Source organism: Paenibacillus rhizoplanae, from assembly GCF_042684125.1.
Classification (GTDB): Bacteria; Bacillota; Bacilli; order Paenibacillales; family Paenibacillaceae; genus Paenibacillus_AQ; species Paenibacillus_AQ rhizoplanae.
The window spans coordinates 39634-57048 of sequence record NZ_JBHUKY010000058.1; the positions used below are offsets into that span (position 1 = coordinate 39634).

Here is a 17415-nt window from a genome sequence, read left to right on the forward strand (position 1 = left end):
ATGTAGTATTCGCTGAACATTCGTGTCCTATGCCGCTGCTCCCCTCTCCTCATCCGCTCAAAAAAATCCCCCGGCAGCTACCCGCCAGAGGATTCCTTCGCACTATTCCTGTCTTATCCAGGCATACTCTCGCCCGAGGCGTCCGCCTTCAGCAGTGAAGGCGCCGAAGAGAAGGTCTCGCCCGATACAGCGGGCATTCTGATGTCTGCCGTGTCCGCGCCGAACAGGTGGCGGAAGACTTCCTCCACGGTGTCCACCGGGATCACCCGCAGCGCGCCGAGATCGGCGAACAGCGATTGCCAGTTCTCCTTCGGGATCAGCACGGTGGTCGCTCCCGCCTGAAAGGCAGCCTCCACCTTGGCGACCACACCGCCGACCGGCTTCACCCGGCCATGGATGCCGATCTCCCCGGTGATCGCCACCGTGTTATCCACCGGCAGCTTCCGGATGGCGGAGACGATGGCCACCGCCATGGCAATCCCGGCGGACGGACCGTCAATCGGTGTCCCGCCGGGGAAGTTAATGTGCAGGTCATACTTGTCCGGCTCCAGCTTCATGGTGCGCAGGACGGTCAGCACATTCTCAATCGAGCCCCGGGCCATACTCTTGCGCCGCACGGTCCGCGAGCCTCCGCGCGTCTCCTCTTCATCGACTACGCCGGTGATATTCAGCCTGCCCGGCCCGTTAAGGGCGGGAGCGGCTGAGACCTCGATCTCCAGCAGCGTGCCCATGCCGGGTCCGTAGACGGCAAGGCCGTTGACCAGTCCGACCTGCGGAGCGGAAGGGATTTTGCGTTCCGTCCGCAGCGGCAGCTGGCTGCTGCTTGCGACCCATTCCACTTCCGCAGCGCTCAGCGTATCCCGGCCTTCGGTCAGCGCAAGCCCGGCAGCCAGCTGAATCATATTCACCGCCTCACGGCCGTTCGTAGCATATTGCTGCACAACCTCCACCGCTTCGGGGCTTGGCTTCAGTCCGATCTTCTGGACGGCATCCCGTCCGATTACGGCAATCTCCTCCGGCAGCAGCGGACGGAAATAAATCTCCATGCAGCGCGAACGCAGCGCCGGCGAGATCTCGTCCGGTGATCGTGTCGTGGCTCCTACCAGCCGGAAATCGGCAGGCAGGCCATTTTGGAAGATATCATGGATATACGCTGGTGTATTGCTGTCCTCTGAGTTGTAATAGGCGCTCTCCAGCAGCACCTTGCGGTCTTCCAGCACCTTCAGCAGCTTGTTCATCTGAATGGGATGCAGCTCACCAATCTCATCGAGGAACAGAATTCCGCCATGCGCCTTGGTCACCGCTCCCGGCTTCGGCTGCGGGACTCCGGCCACGCCCATGGCCCCTGCTCCCTGATAGATCGGATCATGCACGGAGCCGATCAGCGGATCGGCAATTCCGCGCTCGTCGAAGCGCGCCGTAGTGGCATCAATCTCGGTGAATTTGGCGTCGCGCTTGAACGGCGATAACGCATTCTTCTTCGCTTCCTCCATAACTACCCGCGCTGCTGCCGTCTTGCCCACACCCGGCGGCCCGTAGATAATGACATGCTGCGGATTGGCACTGCAGAGCGCGGCCTTCAAGGCGCGCAGCCCGTCCTTCTGTCCGACGATATCGTCGATAGAGGCGGGGCGTGTCTTTTCCGAGAGCGGCTTGGTCAGTGAGATCATCCGCATCTTCCGCAGCTTGTCCAGCTCCTTACGCGATTCCCGGTCCACCGCCGTCTTGTTCGTCTTCTGTCCCCGCAGCAGATTCCAAAAATAAACACCGATGACCAGCGCGAAAAAAAGCTGCACGACCATCAGCAATATACTTAGTTCCATAGGTCACCCTCCTGTATCCTTCCGTCTACCTGTTCTGTATTCAGCTACTACTTGGTAGTATAGCCGTTTCAAACATTCATAAACTCCCGCAGCAAAAAAACAAAAGCCTCCGCCTCCCTGACGGCCCGCATATTGCATACGATTTCCATAATCGGAAAGACTATACGCGAATGACAGGAGGTGAAGCCCATGAGACATATGGAACAGAAAGAAATAACACAGGGGAAGCTGCCGCAGTCACTAGATGAATTCACCAATGGGTTGCAGGACCGGCTGGGCATAAGCACAGATATCATCTACCGGTTCATGAAGCTCGGCCCGCTCGCCGCTGTCATTATCTATATTGAAGGCATGGCTGATCCGCAAGAGATGATCCACGCGATCCATGAGGACGAGGATCTGTTCAATGCATTCAGCAACCCTGAGCCGGCAAGCTGCCTGCAGTTGCTGAAGACACGCACCCTCGCACTGGGTAAGGTCGGGGAGATTCGCGATTATCCCCGGGTAGAGAGGGAGCTGCTGGCCGGCAATTCTATCGTATTCATCGACGGAGGAGAAATCGCCCTCTCTGCCGGAACAGAAGCGCTCAAGCAGCGGGCCGTGGAGGACGCCAGCTCCCAGTCCGTGGTCAGAGGGCCGCGCGAAGGCTTCACAGAATCCCTGCGGGATAATACCGCGCTCATCCGCCGGAGAATCCAGAATCCGAAGCTGCGCATTGAAGAGAGAATTCTCGGGAAACAGACACAGACCAACATAGCAGTCATGTATATTGAAGGCAATGTTGATCCGGGAGTGCTGCAGGAGCTGCGCAGACGGCTGGATGCGGCCAGACTCGACAGCGTGCTGGAGAGCAATTACATTGAGGAGATGATTCAGGACCGGCAATACAGCCCTTTTCCTACGGTCTACAATACGGAACGACCGGATTCCGCCGCATCCGCATTGCTCGAAGGACGGATTACCATTCTGGTGGAAGGCACGCCGTTCGTGCTGATCGTCCCTGCGCTGTTCGTGCAGTTCTTCCAGTCCAGTGAGGATTACTACCAGCGGAGCGATTTTGCCAGCCTGGTCCGTATCCTCCGGTATTTCTGCTTCGCCGTAGCCCTGCTGACCCCCGCCTTCTATATTGCGATTACCACGTTTCACCAGGAGATGATTCCGACATCCCTGCTGATCAGCCTGATTGGACAGCGTCAAGGTATTCCATTCCCGGCCTTCTTTGAAGCCTCCCTGATGGAGATTACCTTCGAGATTCTGCGCGAAGCCGGCATTCGCCTGCCCAAGTCAATCGGCCAGTCCGTATCTATTGTCGGCACGCTGGTTATTGGCCAGGCTGCGGTGGATGCGGGGCTGGTGTCGGCCGCAATGGTTATCGTAGTCGCCATTACCGCCATCTCCAACTTCGCTCTGCCAGCCTTCAACATCGGCATTTCGGTACGGATTCTACGCTTCGGGATGATGGTAATCGGCGCCTCCTTCGGCCTGTACGGGATTATTGTCGCCTTATTAATTCTGGGACTGCATCTATGCAGCCTGGAATCCATGGGCCTCCCTTACATGACCTCCTTCGCACCCTGGCAGTGGAAGAGCCAAAAGGACAGCCTAATCCGGATGTCCAGGCGGAGCATGAAGAAATACACGGGGCATAACTGACAGAGAGGAGTGCTTCCTATGAATACCCAACGTTTCCAACAAGTCCTCCCGGTTCTTCTTCTGGTCTTCAGTCTGGCGGTATTACCCGGATGCTGGAGCAGCAAGGAGCTGAACGAACTGGCCGTGGTCATGGCGCTGGGGATTGATACCGCTCCTCAGGGTTACGCCGTGTCCGCTCAGGTGCTGAATTCCGGGGAAGCCCGTAATAATAAAGGGGAATCCGGCAAAAGCCTGCCGGTTCTCACCTACAAAGCCACCGGACAGACCGTCCCCGACGCTCTGCAGCATATACTCAGCGCCGCACCGCACGCTCTCTATTTATCCCATATCCGGGTTCTGGTTCTGGGGGAAGAGCTGGCCCGGCAAGGGGTCAGTGACATTATGGACTTCATTACACGGAACCATCAGCTCCGCAGTGATTTCTTCCTGGTGGTTGCGAAGCACTCCCTGGCCTCAGATATTCTGGAGATTAACACGTCGTTTGAGCCGATTCCCGCCAATTCGCTCTACTCTTCCATTCTGGTCTCCCACAAAAACTGGGCGGCTACCGGCAGCATCACCTTGCAGCAATTCATTCTTGAGCTGGAGCGCGGCGGCTCCAATCCTATTATGTCCGGTGTTCAGCTTAAAGGAGATACATCAGGGGGAGGCACGCTCCAAAATATCGAATCCATTGTACCAAAGTCACAGATTGTCCAGGCGGGAATGGCCATCTTCAAGAAAGACCGCCTGGTCGGCTGGCTGGGGGAGAGCACAAGCAAGACCGTCAATTATACGCTAAATGAAGTAAGCTCTACTAACGGCAATGTCACCTGCCCCGATGGAGGCAAGATTGGATTCATCGTCACCCGCTCCGAGAGCCGTATCCATCCCCGGATCGGCCCGGACGGTAAGCCCGAATTCACGGTGAGGATCAATGTCGAGGTCGACCTTACCACGATCCAGAGCACCATCGATCTCAGCAAGCCAGCCAATGTGGAGACACTCCAGACCGAAATCGAGAAGAAATACAAAACAGTGATGAGCAGGAATATTCAAAATGTGCAGAAGACGTTTGCCTCTGACATCTTCGGCTTCGGCGAAGCGCTGCACCGCAAATATCCCCGGCTCTGGAGAACCTACCGTGAGGAGTGGGACGAGCATTTCAAGCAGGTGAAGATAAGCGTAGACTGTGATGCGCATGTCCGGCGGATCGGTTCAATTGATCAGCCGCAGAGAAGGGAGATGGAGTCTAAATGAACTGGGATTGGCTGCTGCTTCTGATCCTGCTGGTTGCCGCCGTTACGCAGCTCCCCCAGTTGATCCGGCTGCGTTCTCCGCAGGATACGGCGGTCTTCTGCGTGCTCTGGCTGCTTACTGCTTCAGCCACCATTGCCGACATGGCAGGCTCTACTGTGATCCGGCCCATGAACTGGGTAGAGAGCATCGTTAAGCTGCTTCACTTGTAACCACTAATTGAACCGAAAGGGTGACAGACCTGTGAGCAAGTCCATGAAGCTCTCCTCCGTACAATTCTTCATCCTGACCTTCGGGCTCGCCACCGGAACCTCCATCCTTGATTTGCCCGGCTCCATAGCACTGGTCGCCAGAGAGGATGCCTGGATCGCCGCCCTCATCAGCCTGCTCATCAATCTTTTGATGGCTGGTTTATGTCTCGCTCTCTCCCGCATGTATCCGGGCCAGAATCTGTTTGAAATTCTGGAGTCCGTGCTGGGCCGATGGCCGGGCAAGGCATTTTCGCTCATCTACTTATTCTATTTCCTCACCCTTACCAGTACTTTACTCGGAGATATGGGAACCTTCATCACCACAGAGGTGATGCCTGAAACCCCGCAAGAGGCGATCAAGTTGATATTCCTCCTCGTCATCGTCATCGGTGCCCGGAAGGGTATCATTATCCTGGCCCGATTAGGTGAGCTGCTCTTCCCCTGGCTGTTGCTGCTGCTGATGCTGCTCATACTGGCCCTGATTCCTCAAGTCACCTGGACGCATATTCTTCCCGTCATGGAGGATGGCGTGGGACCGTCTCTGTCTGCCGGCATCCAATCCTCCATGTTCCAGGAGCCCATTGTATTAATGGGCTTCCTCCCTCTGGTGAAGCTGCCTGGTAAGCAGGCGCGGGCTTTGCTCGGCGGAATGACCGCCGGCGGGCTGATCCTCTTCGTGCTGGTACTGCTTAGCGTAATGGTCCTCGGGATTGAACAGACCTCGAACAGCATTTACCCGGTGTTCGTTCTGGCGAAGACCATTAATATCGGCAACGTGCTGCAACGGGTAGAGGGAATATTGATTACAATCTGGATTATGACCTTCTTCATCAAAATATCGCTGCTCTTCCTGCTGCTCCTGCAGAACCTGCAGATCGTCTTCAACCTGAAGCGCACTTCTCACCTGATCTATCCTTTGGCAATCCTGCTATTCGTCTTAGCCTCCAGTGTTTATATCAACATAGTGTATGTGCTAGATATAGCCCAAAATGTCTGGTGGAAATTCGCCGCCATCCACCTCGTATTTATTCCGCTGGTCGTGTATCTGATCGCACTGATCCGCCATAAACTGGGCGCCTCCGCAGCCAAATCTTAAGATTCTGCTGCCTGCGTTAGCGCTGCCGGACATACCAAAAAGCCCTGCCCGCTTGCGGATCATCTCCGGGCGGGCAGGGCATGATGCTATATATAGTATTAGTTCCCGGTATTGCCGGCTGGCGTTGCCGGAGCCAGTCCGGCGTGACTGCGGCCGGGAATCTCACCGGTCGCTTCAAAATGCTCGACAATAATGTCAATCTCCTTCTTCAGCTCAGAGACCAGCTCTGCCTCGGGCACCTTGCGAATCATCTTGCCGTAACGGAACAGCAGTCCTTCTCCGCGCGCACCGGCGATGCCGATGTCCGCTTCTCTGGCTTCACCCGGTCCGTTCACGGCACAGCCGAGGACGGATACCTTAATCGGCACCTTCAGCTTGGAGATGTACTCCTCCACTTCGTTCGCAATCGAGAAGAGGTCAATATCCAGGCGTCCGCAGGTCGGGCAGGAGATCAGGGTAGCCGCATTCGAGATCAGACCGAAGGTCTTCAGCAGCTCACGGGCGACCTTCACTTCCTCCACCGGATCAGCACTCAGGGAGATCCGCACCGTACTGCCGATGCCCATGGAGAGCAGGGCGCCGATCCCGGCCGAGCTCTTCACTGTTCCAGCGAACAGAGTGCCGGATTCAGTGATGCCCAGATGCAGCGGATAAGGAATTACTTCTGCAGCTTGGCGGTATGCCTCAATAGCCATCGGCACATCCGAAGCCTTCAGCGATACGATAATATCGTGGAAATCCAGCTCCTCCAGAATGCCGATATGGTACAGGGCACTCTCCACCATAGCCTCTGGTGTAGGATAACCGTATTTCTCCAGCAGGTGATTCTCCAGTGAACCGGCATTAACGCCAATACGGATCGGTATCCCCTTGTCCTTACAGGCCTTAACGACAGCTTCAACCTTGTCACGTCGTCCAATATTGCCGGGATTGATCCGCACCTTGTCGATGCCGTTCTCAATCGCCAGCAGAGCCAGCTTGTAATTGAAATGAATATCCGCTACAAGCGGGATATGAATCTGCTTCTTGATTTCCTTAATCGCTGCTGCCGCTTCTTCATTGTTGACCGTTACACGCACGAGCTGACAGCCGGCTTCCTCCAGCCGCAGAATCTCGGCTACGGTTGCTTCTACATCGGCGGTCTTGGTCGTACACATGCTTTGGATGGCAACCTCGTTGTTACCCCCGATAATCACTCCGCCAACATTGACGGGACGGGTCTGGTGTCTCAGGAACATGGTTTTCTCCCCCATAACGATCAAAGCTCCACCCTCTCCGCTCCCGCAGGTCATGCGGGATGTGCGGGAGAAAGTGGAGACCCTGAGCTGTATTGTTAAGCCGTGTCAGGCCCGGTACTTACGCCTGGCTTACGCGCTTTCTTCTTTTTTCTTATCCTTCTTGAGACTAAGCTCCGGCAGGGACTTCTCCTGGACCACCTTCTCGGTAATGACACAATCCTTAATGTCATCGCGTGAAGGCACTTCGTACATCACATCAAGCATAATGCTCTCGATGATGGCACGCAGTCCACGGGCACCGGTGTTCCGCTTGATCGCTTCCTTAGCAATCGCTTCAAGGGCAAGCGGTTCGAACTTCAAGGCTACATTATCCATCTCCAGCAGCTTCACATACTGCTTCACGAGCGCATTCTTAGGCTCGGAGAGGATACGTACCAGTGTGCTCTCATCAAGCGGCTCCAAGGTCGAGATGACCGGCAGACGGCCAACGAACTCGGGGATAAGACCGAACTTCAGGAGATCCTCAGGCAATACCATGGACAGGTATTCACCGGCCTTAAGATCCTTCTGTCCTTCAACCGCAGCGTTGAAGCCGATGACTTTTTTGCCGATACGGCGCTTGATCATTTGCTCCAGTCCGTCGAAGGCACCGCCCACGATGAACAGAATGTTCGTAGTATCGATCTGGATGAATTCCTGATGAGGATGCTTGCGTCCGCCTTGCGGTGGAACCGAAGCAACCGTACCTTCCAGAATCTTCAGCAGCGCCTGCTGAACGCCTTCACCGGATACGTCACGGGTAATGGACGGATTCTCGGATTTACGCGCTACCTTATCAATTTCGTCTATATAGATGATACCGCGTTCGGCTTTCTCCACATCATAATCAGCCGCTTGAATCAGCTTCAGGAGAATGTTCTCAACGTCTTCACCCACATAACCTGCTTCCGTAAGGGAAGTGGCATCTGCAATGGCAAAAGGAACGTTGATGATCTTCGCCATCGTCTGCGCCAGCAGGGTCTTACCGGAGCCTGTAGGTCCGAGCAGCAGAATGTTGCTCTTCGTCAGCTCCACATCTTCAATCTTGCTCTGGCTGTTCACGCGCTTGTAGTGATTGTATACAGCAACGGAGAGCGATTTCTTCGCTTGCTCCTGGCCGATAACGTATTGATCCAGAATATCACGGATTTCCTTCGGTTTCGGAATATCCTTCATATCCAGCTCTTCTTCGTGGCCAAGCTCCTCTTCCACAATCTCCGTGCACAGCTCGATGCATTCGTCACATATATAAACGCCAGGTCCCGCTACTAGCTTACGAACCTGCTCTTGTGATTTGCCGCAAAAGGAGCATTTCAACTGCCCTTTTTCATCATTAAATTTAAACATCTTACCACCCCTTTAAGATTTGATCGGTGAAGAGAGTACCTGGTCAATGAGCCCGTATTCCTTCGCTTCTTCCGCGCTCATGAAGTTATCGCGGTCTGTATCCCGTTCGATTTTGTCAAGGGGCTGACCTGTGCGTTCTACATAAATCTGATTCAGCTTCGCCTTCGTCTTGAGAATCCAGTCGGTATGAATCCAGATGTCTGACGCCTGCCCCTGAACGCCGCCGAGCGGCTGATGAATCATGACTTCGCTGTTGGTCAGCGCATATCTCTTGCCAGGCGCTCCGGCTGTCAGGAGCAAAGATCCCATACTGGCTGCCATCCCTACGCAAATCGTTGAAACATCCGGTTTGATATATTGCATCGTATCATATATACCCATGCCGGCTGTAACAGAACCACCGGGCGAGTTGAGGTACAAGTGAATGTCTTTTTCGGGGTCATCTGCCGCCAGAAACAGCAACTGCGCAATAACCAGATTGGCGACATCATCGTCAATCGCACTGCTCAGGAAGATGATGCGATCCTTGAGCAATCTGGAATAGATATCGTATGAGCGTTCTCCCCGGCTTGTCGTTTCCACAACCATTGGTACCAGACTCATGCCACCAACCTCTTTTCTCTATACAGATTAGTCTTTCCGTTTCAGAAATATTTTAACACGTTCAAAGCAGGATGTCATTTATTCACTGTGCCATAAACCGCATTGCTCATGTGCATGCCATTATATCGCAATTCCACAGACAATGCCAATTGCCGGATTCATGATATGTACTTACAAACGTCTGCCCCGATAAAAATAAGGCACGTAACAAAAACTTACGTGCCTTATCAAATCTCTATGGAGGCTAATTGGATAGCCGCTCTAGGTAAAGGTTAGAAGCTTACTCAGCGCTTGCTTCTTCTGCTGCCGCTTCTTCTACAGGTGCTGCCGGAGCTTCAACTTCCACGCTGTTGCTAACGAGGAAATCGATGGTCTTGCGCAGGGAGATCTCATCATTCAGGCTACTCAGGGAACCATTGGCTGCCAGAATGCTGCGGATTTCTTCAGGAGAACGCTTGTAAGCTTCAGCCATAGTAGCCAGCTCTTGCGTAACTTCTTCTTCGGAAACTTCGATCTTCTCTTCCTTAGCAATAACTTCCAGAACAAGGTTGTTACGAACGCGCTTCTCAGCATCGCCCTTCATTTGTCCCTGCAGGTCTTCACGGGTCTGGCCGGAGAAGCTAAGGAACATATCCATGTTCATGCCCTGCTGGCGGAGACGGGTATCGAAATCACGAACCATGTTCTCCACTTCGCTGGCGACCATGGCCTCAGGAATTTCAACTTCAGCATTAGCTGCTGCTGCGTCAACTACCGCTGTTTCACGAACGCCTTTGAGTTCTTCCTGCTTACGGGATTCGAGCTGTGCCTTCAGGTCTGCCTTGTATTCTTCCAGTGTGTCGAATTCACTAACATCCTTGGCGAATTCATCATCCAGCTCAGGAAGCTGTTTGCGCTTGATTTCGTGCAGCTTCACTTTGAATACAGCAGATTTGCCTGCCAGTTCAGCAGCGTGGTAAGTGTCAGGGAAGGTTACTTCAACATCCTTGAAGTCTCCAGTGGACATGCCCACTACCTGCTCTTCGAATCCTGGAATGAAGGAATTGCTGCCCAGCTCCAGGGAATGACGCTCAGCCTGTCCGCCTTCGAATGGTACGCCGTCTACCGAACCGTCAAAATCAATGATAGTGATGTCGCCGTTCACAGCTGCTCCTTCTTCAATGACAACAAGCTCAGCGTGACGCTCTTGCAGACGCTTCAGTTCAGCGTCCAGCTCTTCGTCAGTTACTTCTGCCTTCTGTACTGGAACTTCCAGACCTTTGTACTCGCCCAGCTTCACTTCCGGCTTAACTGTGATCTTCGCTTTGAAGATGAACGGCTGGCCCTTAGCGAATTGCTCGATGTCCACTTCTGGACGGTCTACAGGGAAGATGTCAGTCTGTTCAACGGCTTCGCCGTAAGCTTCAGGAAGAAGAATGTCGATAGCATCCTGATACAGGCTTTCAACACCGAAACGGGATTCAAAAATCGGACGAGGCACTTTACCTTTACGGAATCCAGGTACGTTTGCTTTCTTTACCACTTTATTAAAAGCTTTGTCGAGTGCTGATGCTACGCGTTCCGCTTCAACTTCGACTTCAAGAACTCCAAGGTTCTTCTCTATCTTTTCCCAAGTTGCTTTCATAATATACTTTTCCCTCCAAAAATAGGTTGCATGTTTACTTAAAATAGTCCAACATTTCACGCACAGAATAACCACTATATTATATACAACATTACTTTATTTATCAAGTAGAGAACTCTTTACAAATCCCCTGAGCGAACGGTAGGCCCCCTCGAATTGGAAGCGCATGCTGCCCGTGATACCATACATGCCCCGTGTTTCCTCTTCTTTGCGGTTCCCGTTCAGGCTCTCCGACACCATCTGGTGCAGGGCTCCCGCCCAAATATCGAGCTGCGAATACTCTCCGTCCAGCAGCTTGCGGTAATCCTCCGTCCCGTAGATGGACATGATGAACTGCCCCCAGAGCTCCTGGGCAAAATAATACAGCGTCGGCTCATGCACCTCCGCCTGCTCAGCCACCCGTTCCAGCACCTGGCTGATCTGCGGCGGGAACTCATCGTTCTGTAGCGGCACGGTCTCGATCTCCACCTCAGCGGTCTCATGGCCCCGGCTCAGCCTGATTGCCCCCTGCGCCCCTCTGCGCCGCAGGGTTTGCAGTGTACGGAACTGCAGCAGCGGATGCACCTCCGCCTGCTGGAGCCAGCCGGTCAGCGCTTCGTCCACCCCGCTCCCCTCCAGGTAGGAGAGCTGCTCCAGCGCCAGCACTGTCGCTTCGGACAGCGGTTCATTCATGACCCGCTTCAGCAGTTTATCCGGGTAGTCTGCATCCTCCTCCAGCTTGGATCTGGCCAAAATGCGGGCCATATCCTCTTCCCCCAAATCCATCTCCTCTGCATCCGGGACACCGTCCCCGTCACCGCCCTGCGCAGCGTTAGGGAAGGCTGCCACCAGCCAATCCAGCAGCGACTGCCATTCCTCGTAGTGCCGCTCTTCCTGTCCCTGGCACTGCAGCAAAAAACGCAGCAGCTCCATCGCTTCCCCGTAACGTTCACTCTCCAGCATAACCGTGAGCTGTATCTGGTAGTAATCCAATGTCTTGGGAAACAGCACGATGTTCTCTTTGGCCGGGGAATTGAATTGATTCATGAGGGCACCTCCTTTTCTCCGAACTGTAATCGCTTCTGCGCCTTAATCAATTGTTGATTATAGCATATCCCTGCACGGTTTCAAAAAAACAAGTTGAAAAAGTTAACTATGTATGATAATATAATTTTTGCTTGCTTTTAAGCCAGTCATCATGTCCCGGTAGCTCAGTTGGATAGAGCATGCGCCTTCTAAGCGCACGGTCGGGGGTTCGAATCCCTTCCGGGACGTCATAGAAACAGCCTTCCTTCGGGAGGGCTGTTTTGTCGTCCGGGGGATGAGAACCCTTGGCGCCAGCCGGGGACGTTGGAGCATACGCTTCGATAGCACTACTTCGCAATCAGCCGAATTTTGGCTGTATCCCTTCCGGGACGTCATAGAAATAGCCTTCCTTCGGGAGGGCTGTTTTGTCGTCCGGGGGATGAGAACCCCCTTTTATTTTGAGCGGGATGTTCTTTTGTCGCTTGGGTGAACGCTGCGCGAACGGACCGTTGTTACAATCGCTGTTGTCTCCAGATTTTATTTATTTCCCTAATCGGTAAAAATCCGGAGACAAAGGCGACCGCTATCGCTTTTCCACAATCGTTCCGTCCTCTCCGCTGTTTGAGCGGGAAATGAACTTCACAGACCCGCCCTCACTCTTTAGTAGTGGAGGAATAAGAACCATGCACGAACTTTGCGGACTGACGATCCCTTATTTGGGCGGATCCCGCCTGTCCGCAGGGCCATGCGGACTCAGGGGCCGTTAAGTAACCCGTTCCTTCGCATTTCCTGCTCAAATGAACAGTTTAACGTCCTCTGAGTCCGTTTAAGACAGAAAAGTTGGTTTTTTCGACGAATAGCGTACCCTCAGTCCGGATAGCTCTGCTGGTGGCTACGTTCTATTTGTTCAACATGAACCGGCTCTAGTCCCACCCATTAAGCATTAGCACCACAGCATTTCTTGTACTTCTTCCCGCTTCCGCAGGAGCAGGGGTCGTTGCGGCCTACTTTAGCCGGGGCTGTGTACGTTTTGTCAGTTCCGTTCAGTCTGTTATAAGTTCCTATAGGGGCTTTGGTTCTAAACATCCGGTCCATTTCTTTCTTATGCTTGGCCATCCGCGCCTCTTCCGCATCAAGCTTCTTCTTCCACTGCGGCAGTGACGGGTGAGCAATATCTGAAATCACACAGTAGGCATACAGTGATTCCATAAGATTTAAATACCCCTCGTCATAGCCTTCCTTCACCATGGCCTCAACGAGCGGAAGTCCTTTTACCGATCCCAGTTGGCAAAGATCATCAGCCAGTTTAGTCGCATTGGTAATATCACGTTCTTCCGGCAATAAGGCGAGCAGCGCCTCCTCGGAGTCCGGCAGCTTAATTCTTCCGAATACATCGGCAGCAAATATCCGGAAGAATTCCTGTGAAGCAGAGACATATTGCTCGGTTAACGTCTTGATCACCCCGGCTGTGCCTATTTGAGCCAGCGCGTCAACGGAAGTGGTTGGAAGCAAATCATCATCTGTACCCAAAAAACTGCACAGCACAGGGATAGCCGTCTCCAGCTTCATCTGACCTGCCAGTTGGATTAGATAGTGGACTTCGTAGCTCGGAGAATCCGGGTCGTTATCGCGCAGCTTCTCCAGCACAGTATCAGCGTCCAGACATTGTCTAAGCGCCAGCTCATTCACTAGCTCATCCCCGTACACATTATCGAACTCATCCCAGTATTTCCCTGAACTCTGCTCCATAAATAAGCTAAATTCGTCCAACAGCTCCTGGGCTGTCATCTTTGAGAGGCGAATCTTCTGATCAACCTTAATTTTCCATTCCGGAATTTCCTGGACAGACTCCATGAACGGGTCTAATAGCCGAAGATCACAATTCTTCAAAATTCCCAGCGCCAGAAATCTTGTATTATAGTGGGTGGAAGGAGATTGGTACCAAGCCAGCAGCTCACGGATCGTTTCCTCGGTCTGCGGGAACTTATAGGCATGAAACAGGTGAACCTCTTCGGTATCCTTGCATTGCTTCAGCTTTTGTAACACAAGCGGCATCAGCGCAGTATCGTGTTCATACAAGAAACTGTCGGCAAAATACCTCAAAGCGGTATTGCTCACAGCCGGCTCCGGATGGAGAATAAAGCTTTTTACTTGTTCGGTATTGAACATTAGCAGGTCCCCCTCTTATTATGTTGCTTCCTCACCCTTCGGCTGCATATTCCCACTAGTCAACGATGGATTTCGAGGTACCTCCTGCTTAGCCGGCACATAATGAGTAGCGTAATGTTTCTCAACATTGGGATCTCCGGACTTTGAAAAGCGGAGCGGTCGCTTCGGGCCTTTGCCCCACCTCATATAGGCGGTGTAAGACGGCTTCAAATGAAGCTCCCGCGCGTTCTCGCGAAGCAGCGACATGATAAAGCTGAATTGAGACAGATTGCCCTGAAGCACACGTTCCAAATATGGCACTCTTCCGAAGCGCCACTCTTCTACGAGCTTAGGAGTGATTTTCCCGATCCTCAAGAATACATCCAGGGGACTTACGAAACCCTTCTCCGAAACGATTTCATTGACCACATGGCGTACCTTCGTTCGCAGTTCAAGCCTATTCATGCAAGGACTCCTCCTGATGCCGGCAATCGGGACACTTCTCAGGAAAATAAATGCCATCTGCCCGGTAGCAGCTAAAATCAAGGTGATCGAATACATACGGATAGCCGCATTCCGCACACTGCAGCAGCACTGGATCGCGCGAACGTACAATCAGTGATTGCGCACGTTCCCGCAGCAGCTCATGCCACTCCATCTCCACCAGCCGTTCGCGCTCATTCAGGTCTGCTATTACCTGCCTGATCTCAGCCTGTACCTTCCTGAACTCTATGGGCTGCCATTGCTGTAAAAAAGGAATGTATTTCCGGGCACCGGAACACAGGATTTTGAACAGGAACATCAGAATCATCCCCCGGTTCCGGTCCTTCAAATACTCCATACTGACCGGCGTGATCCCTTGGTCCAGCCAGTTCTCCCACTCCCGCAGGAGTTCCTCCGCTCTTCGTTCCCGCCGGACGGTCCAGCCGTAGACGGTGAACTCGATCAGGGGAAGCTTCCCGGACAGCTCGGTCTTCAGATACCCGGCTTCGATGAGGACGTCCACCTTCTCCAGGGTCTGCTCCATCGTCAGTTCGCGGTAGAAGCCATAGGCGGGAGTGTGATCCAGGCCGAGTTCAAGCAGCTTCTTCTCCTTCGAACCCTTCAGGATCTTGGCCAAAAGCGTACGCCCTCCGGCGGCGATAATCTCATCGGCTGCCTGCAGAATGGCTAGAAACTCCGGTCTTGGCAGCGGCGTGTTCAATGGATAAGCGGTCGTCTGCTTCCGGTTCGGCTTACGGCGGCTCTTCTTCTGCGTACTCACAGCGTTCTTCCTCCTTCTCCTTGGATGGGCACAGGCTAGTCCAGCCTGCACCTATTTAGTCGAATTATAACATATCCAGACGGGGGGATAGGAGACTCAGAGTTAAGTTTCAGAGCTTCCATGAGCAATCCAAAGACTCCTCCATTTCACAGCAAACAGGCTGCCCGTGTGGATTCCTCCACAGCAGGCAGCCTGTTCATTAGCGTAAGAATACTTCCGTTCTTAGGATCAGCGCCCCCGGCGGCGGTTACCCAGCCACAGCGGAAAGCGGAACATAAAGTTAATCAGCAGCACGACAAAGACCAGCACGGCGGCAGACTTATCCGCGATTTGCCGCGCATCCTCGACAATGGCCTCAGACTGTACATACCACAGATGTACAGCCAGAGTCTCGCCTGGGGAGAACAGGTTGAAATCCCACATCTCGCCGGAGGTGCTGAGTCCGGCGGTCAGGAGAATGACCGCCGACTCCCCGAAGGCGCGTCCGGCCACCAGGCAGACACCGGTGACGATCGCCGGAAGGGCTACCGGCACGACGACCTTGCGGATGACATGGAACTTCGTCATGCCGAGGGCATAGCCGGCTTCACGGATCTCGCCGGGAACCGCGCGTACCGCTTCCTCCGTGACGCGGGCCAGCATCGGCAGATTCAGCAGCGCCAGGCTGACTCCCCCGCCGAGGATCGTCAGGCCGACGCCGAAGTACTCGGCGAAGATCGCCAGGCCCAGGAGGCCGAACACGATGGACGGCACCGAGGCCAGGGATTCCACGCAGATGCGGAGCGCACCCGTGAAGGCATTATCCGGCGCGTACTCCGCCATATAGATCCCTGCACCGATCCCGATCGGAACGGAGATCAGGAGGGAGATGAACAGGATATAGAAGGAGTTGAACAGGACGGGACCAATCCCGCCGCCGGGATCGATCTCCTCCGGCTGCTTGAGCAGGAAGTCAGGTCTGAGTGAAGGCAAGCCTTTGCTCAGAATGGTGAACAGCAGCCAGAAGACCAGCAGCATGACCAGAACGCCCAGCGTGTAGAAGCCGATGGTCGCCATTTTATTACGCCGCTGGGCTCTGGCCGTATGGCGTGTGCGGGTGAATCCGTTCATCAGGCATCCCTCCGTTTGCGGCCCAGGAGCCGGATAATCAGAATCAGCACAAACGAGATAAGCAGCAACAGGAAGGCCATCATATGCAGCGAGTAGTTCCAGGTGGAGTCAAATTCCACATTGGAAATCTGCATCACGATATTACTGGTCAGCACCGAGGTGGGCGCGAACAGGCTCTTCGCCAGCTGCGGCGTATTACCGATGACCATCACCACCGCCATGGTCTCTCCGACTGCGCGGGTCATGCCAAGAATCACCGCCGAGATAATGCCCCGGCTGGCAGCGGGCAGAACGACACGCATAATGACCTGAAGGCGGGTCGAGCCGAGCGCATAGGCAGCATCGCGGTATTTTCGCGGCACCGCAACAATGGCATCATCGCTGATCCGGCAGATCGTTGGCAGCACCATTAATGCCAGCACGAGTGCGGCGGCGAGCAGTCCGTCTCCCAGACCTTCTCCGCTGACTCTGCGCAGGAAGGGCAGCAGCACGGTCAAGCCCAGATAGCCGTATACAATAGAAGGAATACCGACCAGCAGATCGAGCACCGGACGGATGAAGCTCTTCAGCCATTTCGGGGCAATCTCTGCGCAGAGCACAGCCATCCCGACCGAGATGGGCACGGCAATGACCAGGGTCAGCGCGGTAAGCGACAATGTATTTACGATGAAGGCGGCGGCGCCGAAGGCCTCGTCTTCCGGCGTCCAGTTGAACGAGAAGAAGAAGTCCTGCGGGGAGATGCGGGTGAAGAGCAGCAGCGCCGTTTTGCCGATGAATACAATAACTAGTCCCAGCACAAGACAGAGCGCGAGGATGCTGAATAAGAAATAATAACGGGAGATGCTGTTGCCGAGCAGATGTCTGCGGTGCCGCTTGGTGTTACGTTTAACTTCCTCTAGGCTTGTCTGTATCTTCGCTGTCAGGCCATGAACCGGTGCCCCCATACTTTCCCTCCTGTAAGAGGCCAACCCCGTATTT

15 protein-coding genes and 1 tRNA gene are annotated in these 17415 nt (G+C 54.0%); 5 read left to right on the top strand and 11 right to left on the bottom strand.

Annotated elements, in window-relative coordinates:
* Nucleotides 1-113: 113 nt before the first annotated feature.
* Nucleotides 114-1823 (bottom strand): ATP-dependent protease LonB, encoded by a 1710-nt coding sequence (gene lonB / locus ACFSX3_RS24885; protein ID WP_209993552.1) that lies wholly within the window; start codon nucleotides 1821-1823, stop codon nucleotides 114-116.
* 189 nt (nucleotides 1824-2012) lie between these two features.
* Between lonB and ACFSX3_RS24890 the strand changes: the two genes are divergently transcribed.
* From ACFSX3_RS24890 to ACFSX3_RS24905, 4 genes are read left to right on the top strand one after another with little or no spacing between them, the layout of a single operon-like run.
* Nucleotides 2013-3476: a spore germination protein gene (locus ACFSX3_RS24890; protein ID WP_209993551.1), complete on the top strand. Its 1464-nt coding sequence runs from the start codon at nucleotides 2013-2015 to the stop codon at nucleotides 3474-3476.
* Between the two features lie 18 nt (nucleotides 3477-3494).
* Nucleotides 3495-4715 (top strand): Ger(x)C family spore germination protein, encoded by a 1221-nt coding sequence (locus ACFSX3_RS24895; protein WP_209993550.1) that lies wholly within the window; start codon nucleotides 3495-3497, stop codon nucleotides 4713-4715.
* Nucleotides 4712-4924, top strand: coding sequence for a hypothetical protein (locus ACFSX3_RS24900; RefSeq protein ID WP_209993549.1), 213 nt, complete (start codon nucleotides 4712-4714; stop codon nucleotides 4922-4924). Before ACFSX3_RS24895 ends, ACFSX3_RS24900 begins: the two co-directional genes overlap by 4 nt.
* A 31-nt stretch (nucleotides 4925-4955) precedes the next feature.
* Entirely contained in the window at nucleotides 4956-6059 is a 1104-nt protein-coding gene (locus ACFSX3_RS24905; RefSeq protein WP_379255335.1) for a GerAB/ArcD/ProY family transporter, read from the top strand.
* A 98-nt stretch (nucleotides 6060-6157) separates the two neighbouring features.
* Here the strand turns inward: ACFSX3_RS24905 and ispG are convergent, their stop codons facing one another.
* The 5 genes from ispG to ACFSX3_RS24930 form a co-directional block, all read right to left on the bottom strand.
* Nucleotides 6158-7297 carry a flavodoxin-dependent (E)-4-hydroxy-3-methylbut-2-enyl-diphosphate synthase gene (gene ispG, locus ACFSX3_RS24910; protein WP_209993588.1) on the bottom strand — a complete coding sequence of 380 codons (1140 nt, stop codon included), beginning with the start codon at nucleotides 7295-7297 and terminating at the stop codon, nucleotides 6158-6160.
* A gap of 129 nt (nucleotides 7298-7426) precedes the next feature.
* Nucleotides 7427-8683, bottom strand: a complete 1257-nt coding sequence (gene clpX / locus ACFSX3_RS24915) for an ATP-dependent Clp protease ATP-binding subunit ClpX (protein ID WP_209993548.1) — start codon at nucleotides 8681-8683, stop codon at nucleotides 7427-7429.
* Between the two features lie 12 nt (nucleotides 8684-8695).
* Nucleotides 8696-9286 carry an ATP-dependent Clp endopeptidase proteolytic subunit ClpP gene (gene clpP / locus ACFSX3_RS24920; protein ID WP_209993547.1) on the bottom strand — a complete coding sequence of 197 codons (591 nt, stop codon included), beginning with the start codon at nucleotides 9284-9286 and terminating at the stop codon, nucleotides 8696-8698.
* 280 nt (nucleotides 9287-9566) lie between these two features.
* On the bottom strand, nucleotides 9567-10910 hold the full coding sequence (tig, locus tag ACFSX3_RS24925) for a trigger factor (protein ID WP_209993546.1): 1344 nt from the start codon (nucleotides 10908-10910) through the stop codon (nucleotides 9567-9569).
* Between the two features lie 96 nt (nucleotides 10911-11006).
* Nucleotides 11007-11936 (bottom strand): hypothetical protein, encoded by a 930-nt coding sequence (locus tag ACFSX3_RS24930; RefSeq protein WP_209993545.1) that lies wholly within the window; start codon nucleotides 11934-11936, stop codon nucleotides 11007-11009.
* 153 nt (nucleotides 11937-12089) lie between these two features.
* On the opposite strand from ACFSX3_RS24930, the gene ACFSX3_RS24935 reads away from it, so the two are divergent.
* Nucleotides 12090-12163 (top strand) — tRNA-Arg (locus tag ACFSX3_RS24935).
* Nucleotides 12164-12851: 688 nt separating this feature from the next.
* Here the strand turns inward: ACFSX3_RS24935 and ACFSX3_RS24940 are convergent.
* The 5 genes from ACFSX3_RS24940 to pstC all read right to left on the bottom strand — a co-directional run bounded on the left by ACFSX3_RS24940 (nucleotide 12852) and on the right by pstC (nucleotide 17381).
* Complete coding sequence (locus ACFSX3_RS24940) at nucleotides 12852-14084, bottom strand: SEC-C metal-binding domain-containing protein (RefSeq protein ID WP_379255332.1); 1233 nt, start codon at nucleotides 14082-14084, stop codon at nucleotides 12852-12854.
* 18 nt (nucleotides 14085-14102) lie between these two features.
* The gene (locus ACFSX3_RS24945; protein ID WP_209993544.1) at nucleotides 14103-14528 is read right to left on the bottom strand and encodes a hypothetical protein; all 426 of its coding nucleotides are present in this window, start codon (nucleotides 14526-14528) and stop codon (nucleotides 14103-14105) included.
* The gene (locus ACFSX3_RS24950; RefSeq protein ID WP_209993543.1) at nucleotides 14521-15327 is read right to left on the bottom strand and encodes an RQC-minor-1 family DNA-binding protein; all 807 of its coding nucleotides are present in this window, start codon (nucleotides 15325-15327) and stop codon (nucleotides 14521-14523) included. Before ACFSX3_RS24950 ends, ACFSX3_RS24945 begins: the two co-directional genes overlap by 8 nt.
* Nucleotides 15328-15555: 228 nt before the next feature.
* On the bottom strand, nucleotides 15556-16437 hold the full coding sequence (gene pstA / locus ACFSX3_RS24955; protein ID WP_209993542.1) for a phosphate ABC transporter permease PstA: 882 nt from the start codon (nucleotides 16435-16437) through the stop codon (nucleotides 15556-15558).
* Complete coding sequence (gene pstC / locus ACFSX3_RS24960; protein ID WP_209993541.1) at nucleotides 16437-17381, bottom strand: phosphate ABC transporter permease subunit PstC; 945 nt, start codon at nucleotides 17379-17381, stop codon at nucleotides 16437-16439. The genes pstA and pstC overlap by 1 nt, the downstream gene beginning before the upstream one ends.
* Nucleotides 17382-17415: the final 34 nt, after the last annotated feature.

What these genes read in the sequence shown, in the direction of transcription:
- lonB (WP_209993552.1), bottom strand. Translation starts at nt 1,823, where the DNA reads ATGGAACTAAGTATATTGCTGATGGTCGTGCAGCTTTTTTTCGCGCTG.
- ACFSX3_RS24890 (WP_209993551.1), top strand. Translation starts at nt 2,013, where the DNA reads ATGAGACATATGGAACAGAAAGAAATAACACAGGGGAAGCTGCCGCAG.
- ACFSX3_RS24895 (WP_209993550.1), top strand. Translation starts at nt 3,495, where the DNA reads ATGAATACCCAACGTTTCCAACAAGTCCTCCCGGTTCTTCTTCTGGTC.
- ACFSX3_RS24900 (WP_209993549.1), top strand. Translation starts at nt 4,712, where the DNA reads ATGAACTGGGATTGGCTGCTGCTTCTGATCCTGCTGGTTGCCGCCGTT.
- ispG (WP_209993588.1), bottom strand. Translation starts at nt 7,297, where the DNA reads ATGTTCCTGAGACACCAGACCCGTCCCGTCAATGTTGGCGGAGTGATT.
- clpX (WP_209993548.1), bottom strand. Translation starts at nt 8,683, where the DNA reads ATGTTTAAATTTAATGATGAAAAAGGGCAGTTGAAATGCTCCTTTTGC.
- clpP (WP_209993547.1), bottom strand. Translation starts at nt 9,286, where the DNA reads ATGAGTCTGGTACCAATGGTTGTGGAAACGACAAGCCGGGGAGAACGC.
- tig (WP_209993546.1), bottom strand. Translation starts at nt 10,910, where the DNA reads ATGAAAGCAACTTGGGAAAAGATAGAGAAGAACCTTGGAGTTCTTGAA.
- ACFSX3_RS24930 (WP_209993545.1), bottom strand. Translation starts at nt 11,936, where the DNA reads ATGAATCAATTCAATTCCCCGGCCAAAGAGAACATCGTGCTGTTTCCC.
- ACFSX3_RS24940 (WP_379255332.1), bottom strand. Translation starts at nt 14,084, where the DNA reads ATGTTCAATACCGAACAAGTAAAAAGCTTTATTCTCCATCCGGAGCCG.
- ACFSX3_RS24945 (WP_209993544.1), bottom strand. Translation starts at nt 14,528, where the DNA reads ATGAATAGGCTTGAACTGCGAACGAAGGTACGCCATGTGGTCAATGAA.
- pstA (WP_209993542.1), bottom strand. Translation starts at nt 16,437, where the DNA reads ATGAACGGATTCACCCGCACACGCCATACGGCCAGAGCCCAGCGGCGT.
- pstC (WP_209993541.1), bottom strand. Translation starts at nt 17,381, where the DNA reads ATGGGGGCACCGGTTCATGGCCTGACAGCGAAGATACAGACAAGCCTA.